Here is a 17077-nt window from a genome sequence, read left to right as displayed (position 1 = left end):
CCAGAGAGCTAAAACACCAGCCTTCGCGCTGGTGTTTTTATTTATAGATAAAGAAACAGTGATGAATGGGTTTGCCGGGGCGGCTGAAATCCGGATCAAGCGACCATTCCGTCTTATCCTCTACCCGATAGCGCTCGCGAAGCGAATCTTTCAGTTTGAAATCGCGGCGGTTGTTGGAAAAAATCAGCAGGCCACCCGGATTCAACAGGCGCATGGCTTCATCAACCAGCATTTCCTGATCCCGCTGCACATCCAGCACCGTATCCGTACGTTTGGAATTGGAAAAGGTCGGCGGGTCGAGAAGAATCAGATCAAAGGTCTTGTCGCTCGCTTTCAACCACTCGACGCAATCCGCCTCGATGGTATGGTGGCGCGCCTCACTCATACCGTTAAGCGACAGATTCTCCCGCGTCCACTGCAGGTAGCGCGGCGAAAGATCAACACTGGTAGTCCACTTAGCCCCACCCAGCGCGGCGTGAACTGATGCGGACCCGGTGTAGCAGAATAGATTCAGAAACGAACGCCCGTTGGCGCGTGCCGCAATTTCCAGACGCACACGGCGGTGATCCAGAAACAGGCCGGTATCGAGAAAATCCTTCAGGTTGACCAGCAGTTTTGCCTGGCCTTCATGAACGGTCAGCATCTCGTTGCTGCGCTGCTCGCGCTGATACTGGGCTTTACCGCGCTGGCGCCGGCGCTGCTTCAACACGATACGCTCTGGCGGAATGCCTGTAGCCGCCGGCAAGCCCGCCATCACCTCGCGCAGGCGTGCTTCTGCCTTTTCTTCCGAAATCGACGCCGGAGGCGCATACTCCGCGACCACCAGCCAGTCGCCATAGCAATCTACCGCTACCGCATATTCCGGCATATCGGCATCGTACAGGCGGTAACAGCTTACCTGCTCGCGCTTGAGCCATTTTTCCAGCCGTTTGCGGTTCTTCTGCAGACGGTTGCTGAACATACGGGCACCTTCGCTCAAAGGAAGACTGCTGCCGCCGCTGGCCTGCTCGCTTTCCCGGTGGCGAATCTGGTTTTCCGCCTGCAGATCAAACAGCAGCAGTCGTGACTCGATGGAGCCATTGAGCATCCGGTACTGCTGATGGCTGTGCCATGCCATGGCCTTACCGAGATGGGGGTTGCCGGTAATGACCGCCGCGCGCCAACCGATAAAATCCTTCAGCGCATTGCCCAGATAGCGGTAAAGATGGACCAGTGAAGCCTCATCCCCCAGGCGCTCGCCGTAAGGTGGGTTACAAACCACAAGACCGGTTGGCAAGTCGGTGTGAGTGGGCTTGGCAAATTCCGCCAGTTCCCTGCGCGACACCCGCACCCGCCCTTTCAGGCCGGCACTTTCAATATTCTCCTGCGCGGTCGCCACCGCCGAGCCGCTGGCGTCATAACCGCGAATTTCCGGCCACTGGCGGTCAAAGCCCTGCCGACGGCGCTCCAGGGCCTCCTCCCGAAGCCGAGCCCACAGCGCCGGCACATGGCCCTGCCACTGGTCAAAGCCCCAGCGCCGGCGCAGCAGGCCCGGCGCTATATCCATCGCCATCCAGGCCGCCTCAATCAGCAGGGTGCCAGAGCCGCACATGGGGTCAATCAGGGCACCGCCGCGGGCCGCCATTCCGGGCCAATCGGCCCGCAGCAATATGGCGCTGGCGAGATTTTCCTTCAGCGGCGCCAGTCCACCGCGACTGCGATAACCCCGTCGATGCAGGCTTTCGCCAGACAGGTCCAGCGATACCATGGCCCGTCCCTTGCGCAAACGGATATGGATACGCAGGTCCGGGCGCTCCTTGTCGATGCTGGGGCGCTCGCCGCAGCGCTCGCGGAAATAATCGACGATTGCGTCTTTGCAGCGCAGCACCCCAAACTGGCTGTTTTTCAACCAGCCCACCTTGCCCTGAAAGTCGATGGCCAGCGTGGCCGTCGGCAGCAGATGCTCTTCCCAGGGCAGAGATTTGACCGCACTGTAGAGCGCATCGGCGCTGTCAATTTCAAATTCCCCTAAGGTCAGGAAAATGCGGTTGGCCAGACGCGACCAGAGACAGGCTCGATAAGCGGTTTCCAGATCGGCGTGAAAATAGACGGTACCTACACTTTCTCGCAGACTGGTCGCCCCAAGGCTCGCCAGCTCTGACACAAGCAAACTTTCAAGTGACTTAGGGCAACTGGCCCGGAGGGGGATTAATGCCGGATTGGCGTCAGATTCTGACAAAACGTTCTCTGCCTGATTGGAAAAGGTTGGCTACAGCGCCCACCATCCGTGACTTATGAAGTTACCGCCTAAGTAGAGGGCAGCATATAAACAATTGGTCTTCGTCAGCGGCGCGCAAATCTGCTTATATCGGTGGTCTGCAGAGCGCAATTCTAGCATCCCTGTTGGGTGCTACACAGTAAGGATTGCTGTTTCGCGCCACTGCAGCGACCTAACCTCAGTCCAATCTTGTACTGACCGTTCCATCAGGGAGATTCTTAACCTATGAGAAGACAGAAACGAGACATGTCCGATCGTGCCTTTCACAAAGGATACCAGGCAGGATTTTCAGGAAGAAATAAAGAAATGTGTCCCCATCAACAAGAGACCTTGCGCCAGAATTGGCTGACAGGTTGGCGCGAAGGACGTCAGGATTCCTGGGAGGGTTATTCTCAGGTTGAGGCTCTACAGAGAACCTACGCTCAGTAACCATTTTCTCCACGACCAGCAGAAGCAGACTCGCCCGCCCTTTGGCGGGCTTTTTTCGTTCTGGGCTGGCGCTTTAACCGGGATTAGCGCTGTTTGCGACCAGCACGGCCGCGCACGGCTTTGCCCCTGGGCTTGGCATCCTGCTTTTTCACCTGCTTGGTCTTCTTGGTAACCGGTGCCAGACCCGCCATTTCATAGACTTTGTTGACGTCTTCCGCCGGCAACTCCATCCACTGCCCGGCCTTCAGCTTCGGCGGCAGAAAAATATTGCCGTAGCGCACCCGCTTCAGACGATTGACCTGCAGCCCCTGAGATTCCCACAGACGGCGTACCTCGCGGTTGCGGCCCTCCATGATGACCACGTAGAACCAGTGGTTGATTCCTTCACCACCGCCGTCGACGATATCGGTAAAACGCGCAACGCCGTCATCCAGCAACACGCCATCAACCAGCGCTTTCAGATTCTCTTCTTTGGTCTGCCCCATCACCCGACACAGGTATTCCCGCTCTATCACCGAGGACGGGTGCATCAAACGGTTGGCCAACTCCCCATCAGTGGTAAAAAGCAAGAGACCACTGGTGGTAAAGTCCAGTCGGCCCACTGAAATCCAACGCTCCCCTCGGGCGCGCGGCAGGCTTTCAAATACCGAGCGCCGACCTTCCGGGTCTTTGCGACTGCAAATTTCGTTGTCGGGCTTGTTGTAGATCAACACCCGTCCGCGGACGCTGTCGGGCGGCGTGAGCTTGACCTGACGGCCATCCAGCGCAACCCTGGCTTCTTCTGTCACCCGGTCGCCCAGCGTCGCCTTTTTGCCGTCTACGGTAACCCGGCCATCGGCAATAGCTCGCTCCATTTCCCGGCGCGAACCCAATCCCGCTCGCGCCAGTACTTTTTGAAGCTTCTCATCACTCATGTCACTCATGGATTGGTATTCTGCTCCGTGTCGTCAGTCTCGACGAGAGTTTCGGCCGTCTCGGCCTGGTTTTCGGGTTTGGCGGATTCTTCTGCGCCAGCAGGTTCAGCGACATCATCCTGCGCCGGGAAAAACTCGCTATCGGCCGGGTCGTCACTGTCTTGGCTATTCACTTCTGACTGCTGCTCTGCAGAGGCTGTTTCGGTGGCTTCTTGCAGCTCGCCGTTTTCACCATTATCAGAGGCCGTCTCAGTGCTGTCATCGAACTTCAACTCGCCGGTCAGGGTGTCGAGATCCTTGATATCCGCCAGTGCCGGCAGATCGTCGAGATTGCTCAGATTGAAGTAGTCGAGAAACTTGCGGGTGGTCGCGTACATGGCCGGCCGACCCGGTACGTCTTTGTGCCCCACCACTCTCACCCACTCCCGTTCCAGCAGGGTTTTGATAATCTGCGAGCTGACTGCAACGCCGCGGATATCTTCGATATCGCCGCGGGTAATGGGCTGGCGATAGGCAATCAATGCCAGGGTTTCGAGTAGAGCCCGCGAATAGCGCTGAGGCTTTTCTTCCCACAGTCGGCCCACCCAGGGCGCCACATCTTCCACCACCTGAAAGCGGTAGCCGCTGGCTACCTGGCGCAGCTCAAAACCGCGGCCTTCACAGTATTGGGTCAACTGAGCCAGTGCTTCACGGATCTGCTCGTTTTCCGGGCGCTCGCCCTCCTCGAACAAGTCCGCCAGCTGGGGAACAGTCATGGGTTTGCCTGCGGCCAGCAGGGCGCCTTCCAGTATGCGTATAAGTTGATCTGTTTCCATCGTCAGGATTTGGCTTTTACGTGAATGGGCCCGAAGGCTTCGGTTTGCACAATTTCGATCAGTGATTCCTTAATCAGCTCCATCACTGCAAGAAAGGTCACCACAATACCCACGCGCCCTTCTTCCGGCGAAAACAGGGTAACAAAGGGGGTGAAACGCTCAGTCGACAGGCGGGCGAGCACTTCTGACATGCGCTCACGGGTCGACAGCTTTTCGCGCTGGATCTGATGGCTTTCAAATAGATCGGCCCGGCGCAGCACTTCACTCAACGCCAGCATCAGCTCACGCATATCCACGTCCGGTTCGGGACGGGCATGCTCACGCGGCGGCGGCTCGGCGGAGGCCTCGAAAATATCCCGGCCAAGGCGCGGCATTTCGTTAATTTCTTCGGCCGCTTTCTTGAAGCGCTCGTATTCCTGCAGGCGACGAATCAACTGGGCGCGGGGGTCTTCTTCGTCATCTTCCACCTCGCTCGAACGCGGCAGCAGCATGCGCGATTTGATTTCCGCCAGCATGGCCGCCATCAACAGGTATTCTGCCGCCAGCTCGAACTGCATGGCGTTCATCATGTTTACGTAGCGCATGTACTGCTCGGTAATCTGGGAGACGTCGATCTCCAGAATATCGAGGTTCTGGCGTTTGATCAGGTACAGCAGCAGATCGAGAGGGCCTTCAAAGGCCTCAAGAAAAACTTCCAGCGCGTCCGGTGGAATGTAGAGATCCTTCGGCAGTTCAGTCACCGCCTTGCCCAGCACAACGGCAAACGGCATCTCGCCCTGTTGCGGCGAAGCGTTGCGGCGCAGGGCTTCCAGACTCAAAGGCGCACCGCCGAGCGGATTCGGGTTGTCTGCCGGTTCAAGGGCGACCGACTCGGGTTCGGCGGTATCGCTTTGCGCTGTTATTGTGTCGTCATCCACCAAAGCTGATCTCTACTGCTGAGCTGCCCTCGAAGGCAGGTTCACAAACGGCGCATTATACGCGCATGTGGGCGGCGGTACTATCTACGTCTGCCTGCCGCGCCTACCCTTCAGATACGCCGGGTAGCGCCTATTCCGGCTCGAAGGCTGACCAGTCGCCCTGCCCCTTGCGAACGATAACCGGCACTTCATCCACCAGGTCGATCACGGTGGTGGGCTCCATCCCGCAAAAACCGCCGTCGATCACCAGATCCAGCTCGTGTTGCAGGGTGTCACGGATATCGTAGGGGTCGGTCATCGGCATCTCGTCGCCGGGCAGTATCAGCGACACACTCATCAACGGCTCGTTCAGAGATTCGAGCAGAGCCAGCGCTATGGCATTGTCCGGCACCCGCAAGCCAATGGTTTTGCGCTTGGCGTGCAGCAGCCGGCGCGGTACTTCACCGGTCGCCTGCATGATAAAGGTATAGGGGCCAGGCGTATGAGCCTTGATCAGGCGGAAGGCGGTATTGTCGACCCGCGCATAGGTGCCCAGTTCAGAGAGGTCGCGGCAGACCAGGGTAAAATTGTGATTGGCATCCAGCCGGCGAATACGTCGCACCCGCTCCAGCGCAGATTTGTCACCGATATGGCAACCCAGCGCATAGCCGGAATCTGTCGGATAAACCACCACGCCGCTTTTGCGAATGATCTCTACCGCCTGTGCAATCAGGCGCTTTTGGGGATTTTCCGGATGCACCTGGAAAAACTGGCTCAAGCTGAACTCCTCTTTAATTAACACTTACTGCCAGGCCTGCCAAACCGGGACACAACTGCCCACCAGAGCGGCATCACAGCCTACTTCACTCCAGGGGCTCTCGGCATGAAAATCGCTGCCGATGGAGGCCATCATACCGAAATCGCGCGTAAGCCCGCGCAAATGGGACAGATCCGACTCATTCCAGCGACGCCCGTTGGCCACTTCCAACGCGCGCCCACCGGCCTCATTGAAGGCCACCACGAGGCGGCGCAGTTTGCTCCGAGTCAGCTTGTAGTGCAATGGGTGGGCCAGCACCGCCACACCTTTACTGGCCACAATCCAGTCGACAACCTCTGCCAGCTCCGGCCAATGGGTTTTCACATCTCCCACCTTGCCGGCACCCAGATAGCGATCAAAGGCTTCCTGCATGGAAGACACCACACCGCGCTGCAGCAGAATACGCGCAAAATCCGGGCGCCCCAGCGCCTTGTCTGGCCCAACCTGCTGCCGCGCTTCCTCGTACAAACCGCTGTGACCGCGTTTGGCCAGGCGGGCATCAATGGTTTGCGCGCGCTTATCGCGAGCATCTTCCTGCTCGGCAACCGCCGCCGCCAGCACACTGTCGCTCAGGTCTACATTGAGCCCCAGCACATGCACCGTCACCCCTGACCACACGCAGGACAACTCGATACCCGGAATAATACGAAGCTTGGGATTAGCCGGCAGATACGCGTAAGCCGCCAGCGTATCGTGGTCGGTTATCGACAGCATTTCGACGCCCTGCGCCACTGCGCGCTCAATGAGCACGTGAGGTTCAAGACTGCCATCCGACATGGTGGTGTGGGTGTGAAAATCAACTCGCAAGGGTACCTGACTCCCAAAAAAACCTGGACGGGCCCACTCCGTGTTGGCCGGCCAGGGCAAAGCCAGTATAGTGTCCGCTCGCTGGAAACCTGACCTGTAGTCAATGAGTGAACAAACCTCAAGCTCGGCCACCGCACGCTCTGCCAAAAAGCCACACGGCAGCCTGCTCGCCAATCTTGCCTTCAATCTTATCATCCCTACGCTGATTCTGACCAAGCTGGGGAAAGAAGACTATCTGGGGCCAAGCTGGGCCATAGTGGTCGCATTGGCCTTTCCCATCGGTTATGGCCTGCGGGATTTCGTCAAAACCCGCGAAGCGAACGTTTTTTCCATCCTCGGTGTGATCAGCATTGCCCTGACCGGGGGCATCAGCCTGATGCAGCTTGACCCCAAATACATCGCCATCAAGGAAGCGGCCATCCCCGGCCTGATTGGTCTGGCGACCCTGATTTCACAATACACGCCCTACCCACTGGTCAAGACCTTTCTGTTCAACGACCAGATCATGCAGGTGGATCGGATCACCGACGCGGCCAGAGAGCGCGGTACGCTGCCCCTGCTGGAGCAGCGCCTAAAAGTAGCGACTTACCTGGTCGCCAGCTCATTTTTTCTCTCATCCGTGCTGAATTATCTGCTGGCGAAATGGGTGCTGGTCAGCCCGCCCGGCACCACCGCCTATACCGAAGAGCTGGGCAAAATGACGGCCCTGAGCTTTCCGGTCATTGCCATTCCCAGCATGGTGGTCATGACCATTTCACTCGTTTATCTTTTTGTAGGTATCGAAAAATTAACGCAATTAAAGCTGGAAGATATTCTGCAGCAACATTAGCCTTGCGCCCGCTTTGGGGCCGGTCTGGAGGAGTAAAACGTGTTATTTGCCATAAACTGCTTGGATGTGCCCAATAGTCTGGCCCTGCGCAAGCAGGCGCGCCCGGCTCATCTGGCGCGATTGGAGCAGTTGAAAAATGAGGGGCGTCTGATACTGGCAGGCCCCTATCCCGCCATCGAAAGCAATGACCCCGGCGAAGCGGGTTTTACCGGCAGCCTGGTGGTAGCAGAATTCGAATCGCAAGAAGCGGCCCAGCGCTGGGCCGATGCTGATCCCTACATCGAAGCCGGTGTCTACGCCAGCGTCAGCATCAAACCCTTTAAGCATGTACTTCCCTGAGTGGTTTTATCTGCCGGTGCGTTACGGTAGATTTAGCCCTCAAAACGATAATTGAGCACTGGAAGCCGATAGTGAACAAGCTAGTAGCCTCATTCTTCATCTTTGCACTGTTGAGCGGCACGGGGCTGATCCCGACCGCCTTTGCCCAAACCGAAGAGCGGTATATCACCGACCGCCTCTACGTACCCCTTCGCAGCGGTAAAAGCGCCAACCACCGCATTCTGCATAAAGGCCTGCCTAGCGGCACCCTGGTCACCGTGCTGGAAACAGACGAGGAATCGGGCTACAGCCTGATTCGCACCCGCCGGGGCCTGGAAGGCTGGATACTCTCCCGCTATCTCGATCGCGACCCGGTCGCAGAAATCAAACTTGCGGAAACTGCCGCCCGTCTGAAAGCCCTGGAAGAGGAAAACAATAAGCTGAAGCGCGCCTTCAGCAATGCCGCTGGCGCCTCTAAAGAGGCTCAGTCGACGGCGTCTGAACTGGAAACTGAAAATGCCCGGCTCAGTGAGGAGCTCGACGAAATCAAGCGTATTTCAGCCAATGCCATCAAAATGGAACGCGAATACCAGGCCCTGTCGGAAGCCCATCAAATGCTGAAAGACAAGGTCGATGTACTGGAAACTGAAAACACCCGCCTGCGCGAAAACCATGAAAACGAGGCCTTCCTGAACGGAGCTTTTGCGGTGATCCTCGGTGTGCTGGTCGCCATCGTATTGCCCCGCCTGCGGCCGCGCAAGCGCTCGGAGTGGATCTGATGGTGAATCGCCTTTTTCTGCTGCTTCTGCTGACGCTGAGCCCGCTGGCGCTGGCCAACCCGACCGTGACTCTGCACACTACTCACGGCGACATCCGCATTGAGCTCTACCCGGATAAAGCGCCGATCACCGTGGAAAACTTTCTGCAGTATGCCCGCAGCGGATTTTTCGAAGGCACAATTTTTCACCGCAGCATCCGCCGCTTTGTTATTCAGGGCGGTGGCTTCACTGTCGATCTTGAGGAAAAACCCACCCGCGATCCGATCAAAAACGAATCCGACAACGGTTTGACCAATGACCGCTGGACTATATCCATGGCCCGCACCAGCGACCCCGACAGTGCGACCTCACAGTTCTTTATTAACGTCGGCCTCAATCTCAGTCTCGACCGGCGTGCCGGTCGCGAGGGCTATGCGGTGTTCGGCAAGGTAATCGACGGCCAGTCTGTGGTGCGCGACATCAATAATCTGCCGACGCACACGGTAGGTTTTATGCGCGACGTACCCAAAGAAAAAGTTGTCGTTGAACGGGTCAGTATTGGTGAGACAAACGCACAATGAATCAGCCCGCGCTGAGCATCAATCTCAATAAAATCGCCCTGATTCGCAATTCACGCGACACCGAATACCCCAGTGTGACCGACCACGCCCAGCGCTGCATCGACGCCGGCGCCGACGGCATCACCGTCCACCCGCGTCCGGATCAGCGCCATATTCGCGCCGACGACTGCTACGCGCTGGCGGATATGCTGAATGTGGAGTTCAATATCGAGGGCAACCCCTTTGCAGCACCCATGAAGTCGGATCGCAAGGGCGTCAGCGACTACCCCGGTTTTCTGGAAATTGTCAGACGAACCCGTCCGGCGCAATGTACGCTGGTGCCGGACAGCAACAGCCAACTCACCTCTGACCACGGCTTTGACCTGACCCAGTCCGGAGAAACGCTGAAACCCGTTATTGAAGAGTTGAAAGCTCTCGGTTGCCGGGTCAGTCTGTTCATGGACCCGGTAATATCGCAGATAGAACAGGCCCGTGCGGTGGGCGCCGATCGCATCGAGCTCTACACCGGCCCCTATGCCCACGCCTTCAGCCAGGGCAATTATCAATCGAGCCTGAAGTCCTTCAGCGAAGCCAGCGCCTTTGCCGCGTCTATTGGGCTAGGCGTCAATGCCGGCCACGATCTGAACCTGCACAATCTGGATACCTTTCGCAAAGCCCTGCCTGACCTGCAGGAAGTGTCAATCGGGCACGCCTTTACGGTCGATGCCATTGAACTGGGCCTGCGCCAATGCATCGCTGCCTACCAGCGTTGCCTGGGAAAGGACTGAACAGCCCCCTTCTCGCATTGCCTCGCTAGCGCTGTCTCGCCAGTTTTGGCATACACAGACAGTTGTCGCTACGCAATTCCAAGCCTATAAGTCTTTTGGAAAAGGGAGCCGGAATCGTCCTAGACTGAGATTCAGGTCTCAGCAATGAACAGACAGCAATCTTCAAAGGGCTAACAAACTAGGAGTAGTGCTGTAGAATCAAGTATTTAGTAGTAACCCGGTTTCGCGCACTGGGTGCTTGGAAACGTATTGACATGGACCATCATGAAGCTGTTCAAACGCCAGAATCAGCCCAAACACAGCCTGTTCGACCTTGAGGGCGACAGCGTTGCGGCATGGGTTAATAAACTCCCGCGCGCCAATCTCTCAGAAACCAGCAAACAACTCTATCGGGCGCTGGACGAGCTAGCCAAACTCGACTGCGGCTTCAAGCAGAGGCTCGAAGTACTCGAGGTTCTGCGCCCGGCTGTGCACCTGATATTACAAGGTCTGCAGCCCCGCTACCTGAAGGCGCCAATCGTTCTGCCTGAAAATATTGCCAAGGTCGTGCGGCTCTGCAACCTGTTTAACAACCAACTGGAGGAAAACTACCGCCTGGCGACCAAGGATATTCTCGAGCATCGCAGTTGGGCAGGCCGATACAAACAATCTCTGGCGTTGGCTCTGCACACACAGCTCAGTGAGCTGGGCCAGCTACTGCTGCGCAGTTACCTGCTTTACCAGAGCGAGGAACCCGATTTCTGGCAACGTTTGCACAACTGCTACCGGATCGCTCATGACAACAAACTACTGGATCTCCGCGTTAAAGACGCCGACTTTGGGAATTGCACGGTAGAACAGGCCTATTTGCGGCCTATGCTGTTCGTCGGTGCACACCCTCATCAGTTGACCCAGGCGTCCCAGCTCAAGCTGTATGCGGAGCTGCACACCCTGTCCACAAAAGCGAGAATACGCGCAACAGAACCTCTTAAATGCTGTTTTCTGTTTGACCCTAACGGCACCGAACCACCGATTTACCGGGAGCTGTGCGACAGCCCTGACGGCTTTCTGGGCATTGACACCGGCGCGCTGACCCATTTCCTCTCAGAGCAGATAACCGCCGGATCGAAAGCTGCCACCCCCCTGCCCACTCCGCTTTGCGAGAAGCTTTTAGACGCCTGGAGCAGCATCAGTGACCGTATTGAAGAACGTCACGAGGAAACCCGGCAAGTGGACTTGGCGGTAGGGATATCCTCGGCCCATTTCTTTATTGCGGAAGAACAAACTTTCGACGTTTTCAGCGCGGGACTCAGCACAAGCCCAAGCAGACGCGATGCCCCCCCTCGGCAAGCAGCTCCCGCTCCTGGGGAGCATCGCGACCTGAGCTTGGCTGATGTTGAGGTCATCGATTACTCCAGCACCCAACAGAAAAAGCCTCTAAGCAAATCAACCAGCTACCGACATTATCTGGTCCAAACTGTCAATGTCAGTCGCAGCGGCTACTGTATTGCCTGGCCCGCGATAGAAGGTAACCAATTGGGTAACGGCGATGTACTCTGCCTGCGTGAGAACCACTCGCCCTGCTGGAGTGTAGGCTGCATTCGCTGGATAAAAAAACAAAGTGAGGAAGAACTGCACATCGGCATTGCCGTTCTGAGTCACGCGGCTGAACCCTACGCTGCAATCCAGGTCGGAGGTCACGGCCCGGCCTACCGCGCTTTACTATTGGGGGCAGAAAGCGTTTCCGGCAAGCCCCCTTGCCTGCTGCTACCTTCTAACTCCTTCGAAGCGGGTACTGAAATGGAACTGGCTCAGCCCGGTGGCCGCCTCCACGTGCGCCTTATACAAGTACTGCAAGCTACCCGCCACTTCGCGCTTTACGCATACGAGGCCATCGTCCCGAAGGAAAGTGAGAAAGAGAGCATTGCCGACCAGCGCCAGGAATCACACGAGGATCTAAGTGAGGTCTGGGAAATTCTGTGAGCTATTCCGGCCAGCAGCGGGTAAAACGCAACTGAGAGCCGCTTATTCTGAAGCGGCTTCCATCTGTGACTGCAGATAATTCTGCAAACCGACGAGCTTGATCAGACCAAGCTGCTTTTCCAACCACCAGCGGTGATCCACCTCAGTGTCCTCAAGCAGTTTTTCAAGCATCTCGCGGGTGTTGTAATCTTTTACCGACTCACAGAGTTTAATGGTTTCTTTCAAGGCATCCCCAACAGCAATCTCGATATCCAGATCACTCTGCAGCATCTCTGGTACATTTTTGCCAACCTTGATGGGTTCGCGAGTCACCATATCCGGTGAGCCTTCCAGAAACAGGATGCGTTCAATCAATGCAGAAGCGTGACCTTTTTCATCCTCGAACTCATGGGCGATGCGCTCATGCAGTTTATGCAGGCCCCAATCGTCGTACATGCGTGAATGAATAAAATACTGGTCCATCGCAGCCAGCTCGTAACTCAGCAGGCCATTCAAGGCTTTAATAACGCTCTTGTCGCCTTTCATAATATGTCCTCCGGTAACGGTTTATATCTGCGACTGCAGGTAGTTTTCCAGGCCTGTGTTGGCAATCAAATAGTGCTGGGTTTCAATCCAGTCCACATGCGCTTCCTCGTACTCGAGAATATCTTCCAGCAGATCTCGACTGACATAGTCCTGCGCGGTTTCGCAATAGGCAATGGCGTCGCGCAGCTTATCCAGCTGCTCGTGCTGCAATGCCATATCGCAGCTCAGCATTTCTTCGACATTTTCGCCAATACGGATTTTGTCCAGCTTTTGCAGGTTGGGGAGACCTTCCAGAAACAGGATACGCTCAATCAGCTCGTCCGCCTGTTTCATATCCTTGATGGATTTCTTGTAGCTCTTTTCGTTCAGTTCTTCCAAGCCCCAGTTTCGATACATTCGTGCATGCAGGAAAAACTGGTTTATTGACGTGAGTTCGGCAGTCAACAGGCTGTTCAGCAGCTCGATGACTTTAGCGTCGCCTTTCATGGGAATCTCCTGATAGCCACACGGTTGAGGTGGCGTGTAAGGTCATTCCCTGCGATTGTACCCGGACCGCACAGCGTGTCAATTTATCCTTATATTTCAAAAGGGTACAAACAGTAATGCAAATTATTAGCATTGCGCTTTAACTCATTAGCGCCCGTTCACTGCGTGTCTCGAAAACTCTCATTGAGTACACTGGGCTCTGCTCCCGCCGAAGGATCACACCGCCCAATTAACGCTCGCAGTGAGCAGCAACAACCAGGAGCAGACGTAAGACACAAGCACGCCATCCAATCGCCTGAGGGGGACGCAGATGCATTGAATCAGAATTAACGGGCCAAAGTGCCCAAGCATGGATTGCTAGTATAGCCACCGATGGTTTAATCTAAACTTTCCCCCAAGACCATGGATGCGTGCAATCAATGAAACTCCGCCGTCGGGGCCAATCCAACCACAGTCAGTTTGAGCTCAATGCCAGCAGTGTAACGGCTTGGGCAAACAAGCTTCCGCGAGCCAATTTGGCGGAATCCAGCAAGCAGCTGTACAAAACTCTGGATGAGTTATCCAATCTGGATTGCAGCTTTCGGCAACGACTGGAGACACTGGAGGCACTGCGTCCCTCCATACATTTGATATTGCAAGGCCTTCAACCACGCTATCTGAACGCATCGATCGTGCTTCCCGAGAAGACTGCAGCAGTCGTTCGGCTCTGCAACCGCTTCAACAATTATCTGGCTGACAATTACCGTCAGGCAGTTGAAGATATTCTGAGTCATAGTTGGACAAGTCGATTTCGACAATCGCTAGCGTTGGCCGTGCACCGGGAGCTCACAGAACGCAGCGTGCTACTTCTGAGAAGTTATCTCCTGTATCAGAGTGAACAGCCTAACTGCTGGGAACAGCTGCACCGCTGCTATCAAATCAGCAGAAAACACAAGCTAAACCCCATTCGAGTCGACGACCCCTGCCATGGCAGCTGCACGGTAGAACAGGCTTATCTGAGACCAATGCTCTTTGTCGGCGCCCACCCCTACCAAATGTCGCAACAAGCGCAGCTTACCCTGCACGAAACCCTGCACCAGCTAAGTTCAAATGCACGAATACAGACCTCTGACCCACGCAAATGCTGCTTTATTTTTAACCCGCAGGGTAATCAGCCCCCGATATATCAGGAGCTGTGTGAGGATTCCGAGGGCTTTCTGGGCATTAACACCAGCGACCTTATCGAAGTGATAAGTGAGCAAGTTCGCGGCGGCAAGAACGACGACAACAAGCTGCCTCCTCAACTAAGCTCAAAACTGCTGGAGGCTTGGAGCAGCATCAGCGATCGAGAAGATCGTCATGCAGAACGACGCAACCTGGAATTGACCGTGGGCCTTTCATCTACCCACTTCTTTGTCGCCGGTGAGCAGCCACTGGAAGCTATCAGCCAGCCCCTAAGCTACGACAACGGTGATCGCAAGGGAAGAAGCTCCCCGGCAACCAAAACTCATCCTCAAAAATCAACCTTATCAACAAATCCGGTTGAAGAGATTGACTACTCAGAACCACAAAAGCAAAACAAAAAAAACAAATCCAATATCAACCGTCATTTCACTGTGGAGACGGTAAATGTCAGCCGTAGAGGTTACTACATCGCTTGGCCAGCAACGGAGAGCACCCAGCTGCGCACTGGTGAAGTGCTTGGCCTTAGAGAAGGCGACGCCCCTTGCTGGAGTGTTGGTTGTGTTCGCTGGATAAAAAAGCACAGTGAGGAAGAACTGCAGGTCGGCATCGAAATTCTCAGTCACGCCGCTGAGTCCTACGTCGCGCGACTGCTCGACCAGGAGCAGCCTACCTACCGCGCCTTGCTGTTGGGGGCAGAAAGCACTTTAGGCACACCCTCACGACTCCTGCTACCCAATATTTCAATGTCAGAAGGTTCTGAACTGGTGCTGACACAGCCCGCCGGCAGTTTCTGCCTGCAGTTAAAACAACAGCTGTCGAGCACACGGGACTTTGCGGTGTATGAGTACGATGCGATCGTCAAGGAAAATGATGAGGGGCTTGTCCAGGAAGACTCTGCCAATGAGGAATTCAGCGAGCTCTGGGAGTCCCTCTGATTAAAGCGCCATGTTCATCGCGTGGCATGACCTACCTACCGACGGACGAACGACTGAGCGCAGACCGCAAGCAAAGCAGGCCTTCTTCAACAAAACAGCAATGGATTAAAAGCCAGGCTCGGAGACCCGGATGAGTCTTGAGTTGTTACCGGAAGGAAATTGGTGGAGCTAGGCGGGATCGAACCGCCGACCTCTTGCATGCCATGCAAGCGCTCTCCCAGCTGAGCTATAGCCCCCACGCGAGAAGGTGCGCATAATAAGCAGACTCCAGATGCCTGTCAACTCGAATGCGCACTTAATCCCGATTTTTTATGACTCGATCTCCGCGTAGCGTTTCTCCAACTTTTTCAATTTCTTTTTACCCACTCCACCAAGCAAATTCAGTGCATCCCGCAGGCGAGCCCGGCTCATATCCGGCCCCAACACCACCATGGAATCAAATACCGAAATGGAGGCTGTGGTACCGGCCACCGCGATAAACAGGGGCGCGACGAAATCCTTCATTTTCAGCTCAAGCGCATCGGCCACTGTTTTCAAGGATTGGAAGATCGCATCGCGATTCCATTCGCGCAGGTTATCCAGTTGCCAGACACAGAGCTGCAGCAATTCAAGCAGCGCCTCGTCCTGCACCGCCAGACCCTGAAAACTGTCTGCGGTTAACGGAAGTTTTCCCGAGAAGAAGAAAGCTGCCAGAGGGGCCAGATCGCTGAAAGTTTCCATACGTGGCTGGGCGTGAGGCAGAATATCCAGCAGCCGCTCCCTGTTGAAAGCCCAATCCCGCAGGCGATCTGCGAGCTGCTCCAGGCTCAGCTCTTCACGAATCCAGAGGCCGTTGAGCCAGGACAATTTCTCCACATCAAAGATCGGGCCACCCAGGCTGACGCGCTTGATATCAAAAGCCTCAATCATATCAGCCAGCGAAAACTTCTCCCGCTCATCCGGCATCGACCAGCCCATACGGCCCAGGTAGTTCAGCAGGGCCTCTGGCAGATAACCCATTTTCTGGTAGTACAGAATGCTGGTAGGGTTCTTGCGCTTGCTGAGCTTGCTCTTGTCCGGGTTGCGCAGCAGCGGCAAGTGGCAGAGCACCGGCATATCCCAGCCAAAGTACTGGTACAGCAACTTGTGCTTGGGGGCAGAATTAATCCACTCCTCACCGCGAATTACGTGGGTAATGCCCATCAGGTGATCGTCTACCACATTGGCCAGATGATAGGTCGGCATGCCGTCGGATTTAAGCAGGATCTGGGCGTCAACCTGCCCCCAGTCCAGTTCAACCTCGCCGCGCAGCATGTCATTGATCACGCAGCGGCCCTCTTCTTCAGGCACGACCATGCGGATCACGTAAGGCGCCCCTTGCGCTTCGCGCTGGGCCTGTTCGGCCTCGGAAAGCTTGAGGTCACTGGGCTTCAGTGCAGTGTGCTGTCCGGCCTCCCGGCGCTGTTCGCGCAAGGCGTCTAGCTCCTCCGAGGTCCGATAGCATTTGAAGGCGTGACCGCTGGCCAGCAACCGCTCCACATGCTCGCGGTAGATATCACTGCGCTCGCTCTGCCGGTAGGGCCCAGCACCCCCACCGACATCGGGACCTTCGTCCCAGTCCAGACCCAGCCAGCGCAGGGAATCGAGAATGGCTTGTTCAGACTCCGGTGTAGAGCGCTGCTGGTCCGTATCCTCCACCCGCAACAGAAACTGGCCGCCGTTGGCTTTGGCAAAACAGTAGTTGAACAGGGCGATATAGGCGGTACCCACATGCGGGTCACCGGTGGGCGAAGGGGCAACACGGGTGCGAACAGCAGTCATAATGATTCCTGGTGGCG

General features: G+C 56.0%; 17 protein-coding genes and 1 tRNA gene. 8 read left to right on the top strand and 10 right to left on the bottom strand.

Annotated elements, in window-relative coordinates; genetic code table 11:
* Window positions 1-37 precede the first annotated feature (37 nt).
* A complete protein-coding gene (rlmKL, locus tag ABY734_RS06150) occupies window positions 38-2188 on the bottom strand; it encodes a bifunctional 23S rRNA (guanine(2069)-N(7))-methyltransferase RlmK/23S rRNA (guanine(2445)-N(2))-methyltransferase RlmL (protein WP_372778198.1) in 2151 nt (716 codons plus the stop codon).
* A 294-nt stretch (window positions 2189-2482) separates the two neighbouring features.
* Between rlmKL and rmf the strand changes: the two genes are divergently transcribed.
* Window positions 2483-2686 carry a ribosome modulation factor gene (rmf, locus tag ABY734_RS06145; RefSeq protein WP_372778122.1) on the top strand — a complete coding sequence of 68 codons (204 nt, stop codon included), beginning with the start codon at window positions 2483-2485 and terminating at the stop codon, window positions 2684-2686.
* An 83-nt stretch (window positions 2687-2769) separates the two neighbouring features.
* Here rmf and rluB read toward each other — a convergent pair whose 3' ends face one another.
* The 5 genes from rluB to ABY734_RS06120 all read right to left on the bottom strand — a co-directional run bounded on the left by rluB (window position 2770) and on the right by ABY734_RS06120 (window position 6935).
* Entirely contained in the window at window positions 2770-3609 is an 840-nt protein-coding gene (gene rluB / locus ABY734_RS06140; protein ID WP_372778121.1) for a 23S rRNA pseudouridine(2605) synthase RluB, read from the bottom strand.
* On the bottom strand, window positions 3606-4415 hold the full coding sequence (gene scpB / locus ABY734_RS06135) for an SMC-Scp complex subunit ScpB (protein WP_372778120.1): 810 nt from the start codon (window positions 4413-4415) through the stop codon (window positions 3606-3608). Before scpB ends, rluB begins: the two co-directional genes overlap by 4 nt.
* A gap of 2 nt (window positions 4416-4417) precedes the next feature.
* On the bottom strand, window positions 4418-5332 hold the full coding sequence (locus ABY734_RS06130; RefSeq protein ID WP_372778119.1) for a ScpA family protein: 915 nt from the start codon (window positions 5330-5332) through the stop codon (window positions 4418-4420).
* Window positions 5333-5462: 130 nt separating this feature from the next.
* Entirely contained in the window at window positions 5463-6089 is a 627-nt protein-coding gene (locus tag ABY734_RS06125; RefSeq protein WP_372778118.1) for an L-threonylcarbamoyladenylate synthase, read from the bottom strand.
* Window positions 6090-6113: 24 nt separating this feature from the next.
* Window positions 6114-6935 carry a PHP domain-containing protein gene (locus ABY734_RS06120; RefSeq protein ID WP_372778117.1) on the bottom strand — a complete coding sequence of 274 codons (822 nt, stop codon included), beginning with the start codon at window positions 6933-6935 and terminating at the stop codon, window positions 6114-6116.
* A 103-nt stretch (window positions 6936-7038) separates the two neighbouring features.
* Between ABY734_RS06120 and ABY734_RS06115 the strand changes: the two genes are divergently transcribed.
* The 6 genes from ABY734_RS06115 (at window position 7039) to ABY734_RS06090 (ending at window position 12150) form a co-directional block, all read left to right on the top strand.
* A complete protein-coding gene (locus tag ABY734_RS06115; protein WP_372778116.1) occupies window positions 7039-7764 on the top strand; it encodes a VC0807 family protein in 726 nt (241 codons plus the stop codon).
* 39 nt (window positions 7765-7803) lie between these two features.
* Window positions 7804-8103 carry a YciI family protein gene (locus ABY734_RS06110; protein WP_372778115.1) on the top strand — a complete coding sequence of 100 codons (300 nt, stop codon included), beginning with the start codon at window positions 7804-7806 and terminating at the stop codon, window positions 8101-8103.
* 71 nt (window positions 8104-8174) lie between these two features.
* Window positions 8175-8861, top strand: coding sequence for a TIGR04211 family SH3 domain-containing protein (locus tag ABY734_RS06105; RefSeq protein ID WP_372778114.1), 687 nt, complete (start codon window positions 8175-8177; stop codon window positions 8859-8861).
* Window positions 8861-9421, top strand: a complete 561-nt coding sequence (locus tag ABY734_RS06100; protein ID WP_372778113.1) for a peptidylprolyl isomerase — start codon at window positions 8861-8863, stop codon at window positions 9419-9421. The genes ABY734_RS06105 and ABY734_RS06100 overlap by 1 nt, the downstream gene beginning before the upstream one ends.
* Entirely contained in the window at window positions 9418-10188 is a 771-nt protein-coding gene (locus ABY734_RS06095; RefSeq protein WP_372778112.1) for a pyridoxine 5'-phosphate synthase, read from the top strand. Before ABY734_RS06100 ends, ABY734_RS06095 begins: the two co-directional genes overlap by 4 nt.
* Window positions 10189-10437: 249 nt before the next feature.
* The gene (locus tag ABY734_RS06090; protein ID WP_372778111.1) at window positions 10438-12150 is read left to right on the top strand and encodes a hypothetical protein; all 1713 of its coding nucleotides are present in this window, start codon (window positions 10438-10440) and stop codon (window positions 12148-12150) included.
* Window positions 12151-12192: 42 nt separating this feature from the next.
* Here the strand turns inward: ABY734_RS06090 and bfr (ABY734_RS06085) are convergent, their stop codons facing one another.
* Together bfr (ABY734_RS06085) and bfr (ABY734_RS06080) are read right to left on the bottom strand one after the other, a co-directional pair.
* Window positions 12193-12675 carry a bacterioferritin gene (gene bfr / locus ABY734_RS06085; protein ID WP_372778110.1) on the bottom strand — a complete coding sequence of 161 codons (483 nt, stop codon included), beginning with the start codon at window positions 12673-12675 and terminating at the stop codon, window positions 12193-12195.
* A 21-nt stretch (window positions 12676-12696) separates the two neighbouring features.
* Window positions 12697-13161: a bacterioferritin gene (gene bfr / locus ABY734_RS06080; RefSeq protein ID WP_372778109.1), complete on the bottom strand. Its 465-nt coding sequence runs from the start codon at window positions 13159-13161 to the stop codon at window positions 12697-12699.
* 419 nt (window positions 13162-13580) lie between these two features.
* Between bfr (ABY734_RS06080) and ABY734_RS06075 the strand changes: the two genes are divergently transcribed.
* Window positions 13581-15260 carry a hypothetical protein gene (locus ABY734_RS06075; protein WP_372778108.1) on the top strand — a complete coding sequence of 560 codons (1680 nt, stop codon included), beginning with the start codon at window positions 13581-13583 and terminating at the stop codon, window positions 15258-15260.
* Window positions 15261-15420: 160 nt separating this feature from the next.
* Here the strand turns inward: ABY734_RS06075 and ABY734_RS06070 are convergent.
* Both ABY734_RS06070 and gltX read right to left on the bottom strand, forming a co-directional pair.
* Window positions 15421-15496: transfer RNA gene (locus ABY734_RS06070), tRNA-Ala, on the bottom strand.
* A 73-nt stretch (window positions 15497-15569) separates the two neighbouring features.
* Window positions 15570-17060, bottom strand: a complete 1491-nt coding sequence (gene gltX, locus ABY734_RS06065) for a glutamate--tRNA ligase (protein WP_372778107.1) — start codon at window positions 17058-17060, stop codon at window positions 15570-15572.
* Window positions 17061-17077: the final 17 nt, after the last annotated feature.

Origin of the sequence: Litorivivens sp. (assembly GCF_041624475.1) — a bacterium.
GTDB lineage: Bacteria > Pseudomonadota > Gammaproteobacteria > Pseudomonadales > Spongiibacteraceae > Litorivivens.
Note: the sequence above shows the minus strand (reverse complement) of the source record. Positions and strands in the feature narration are given on the sequence as shown.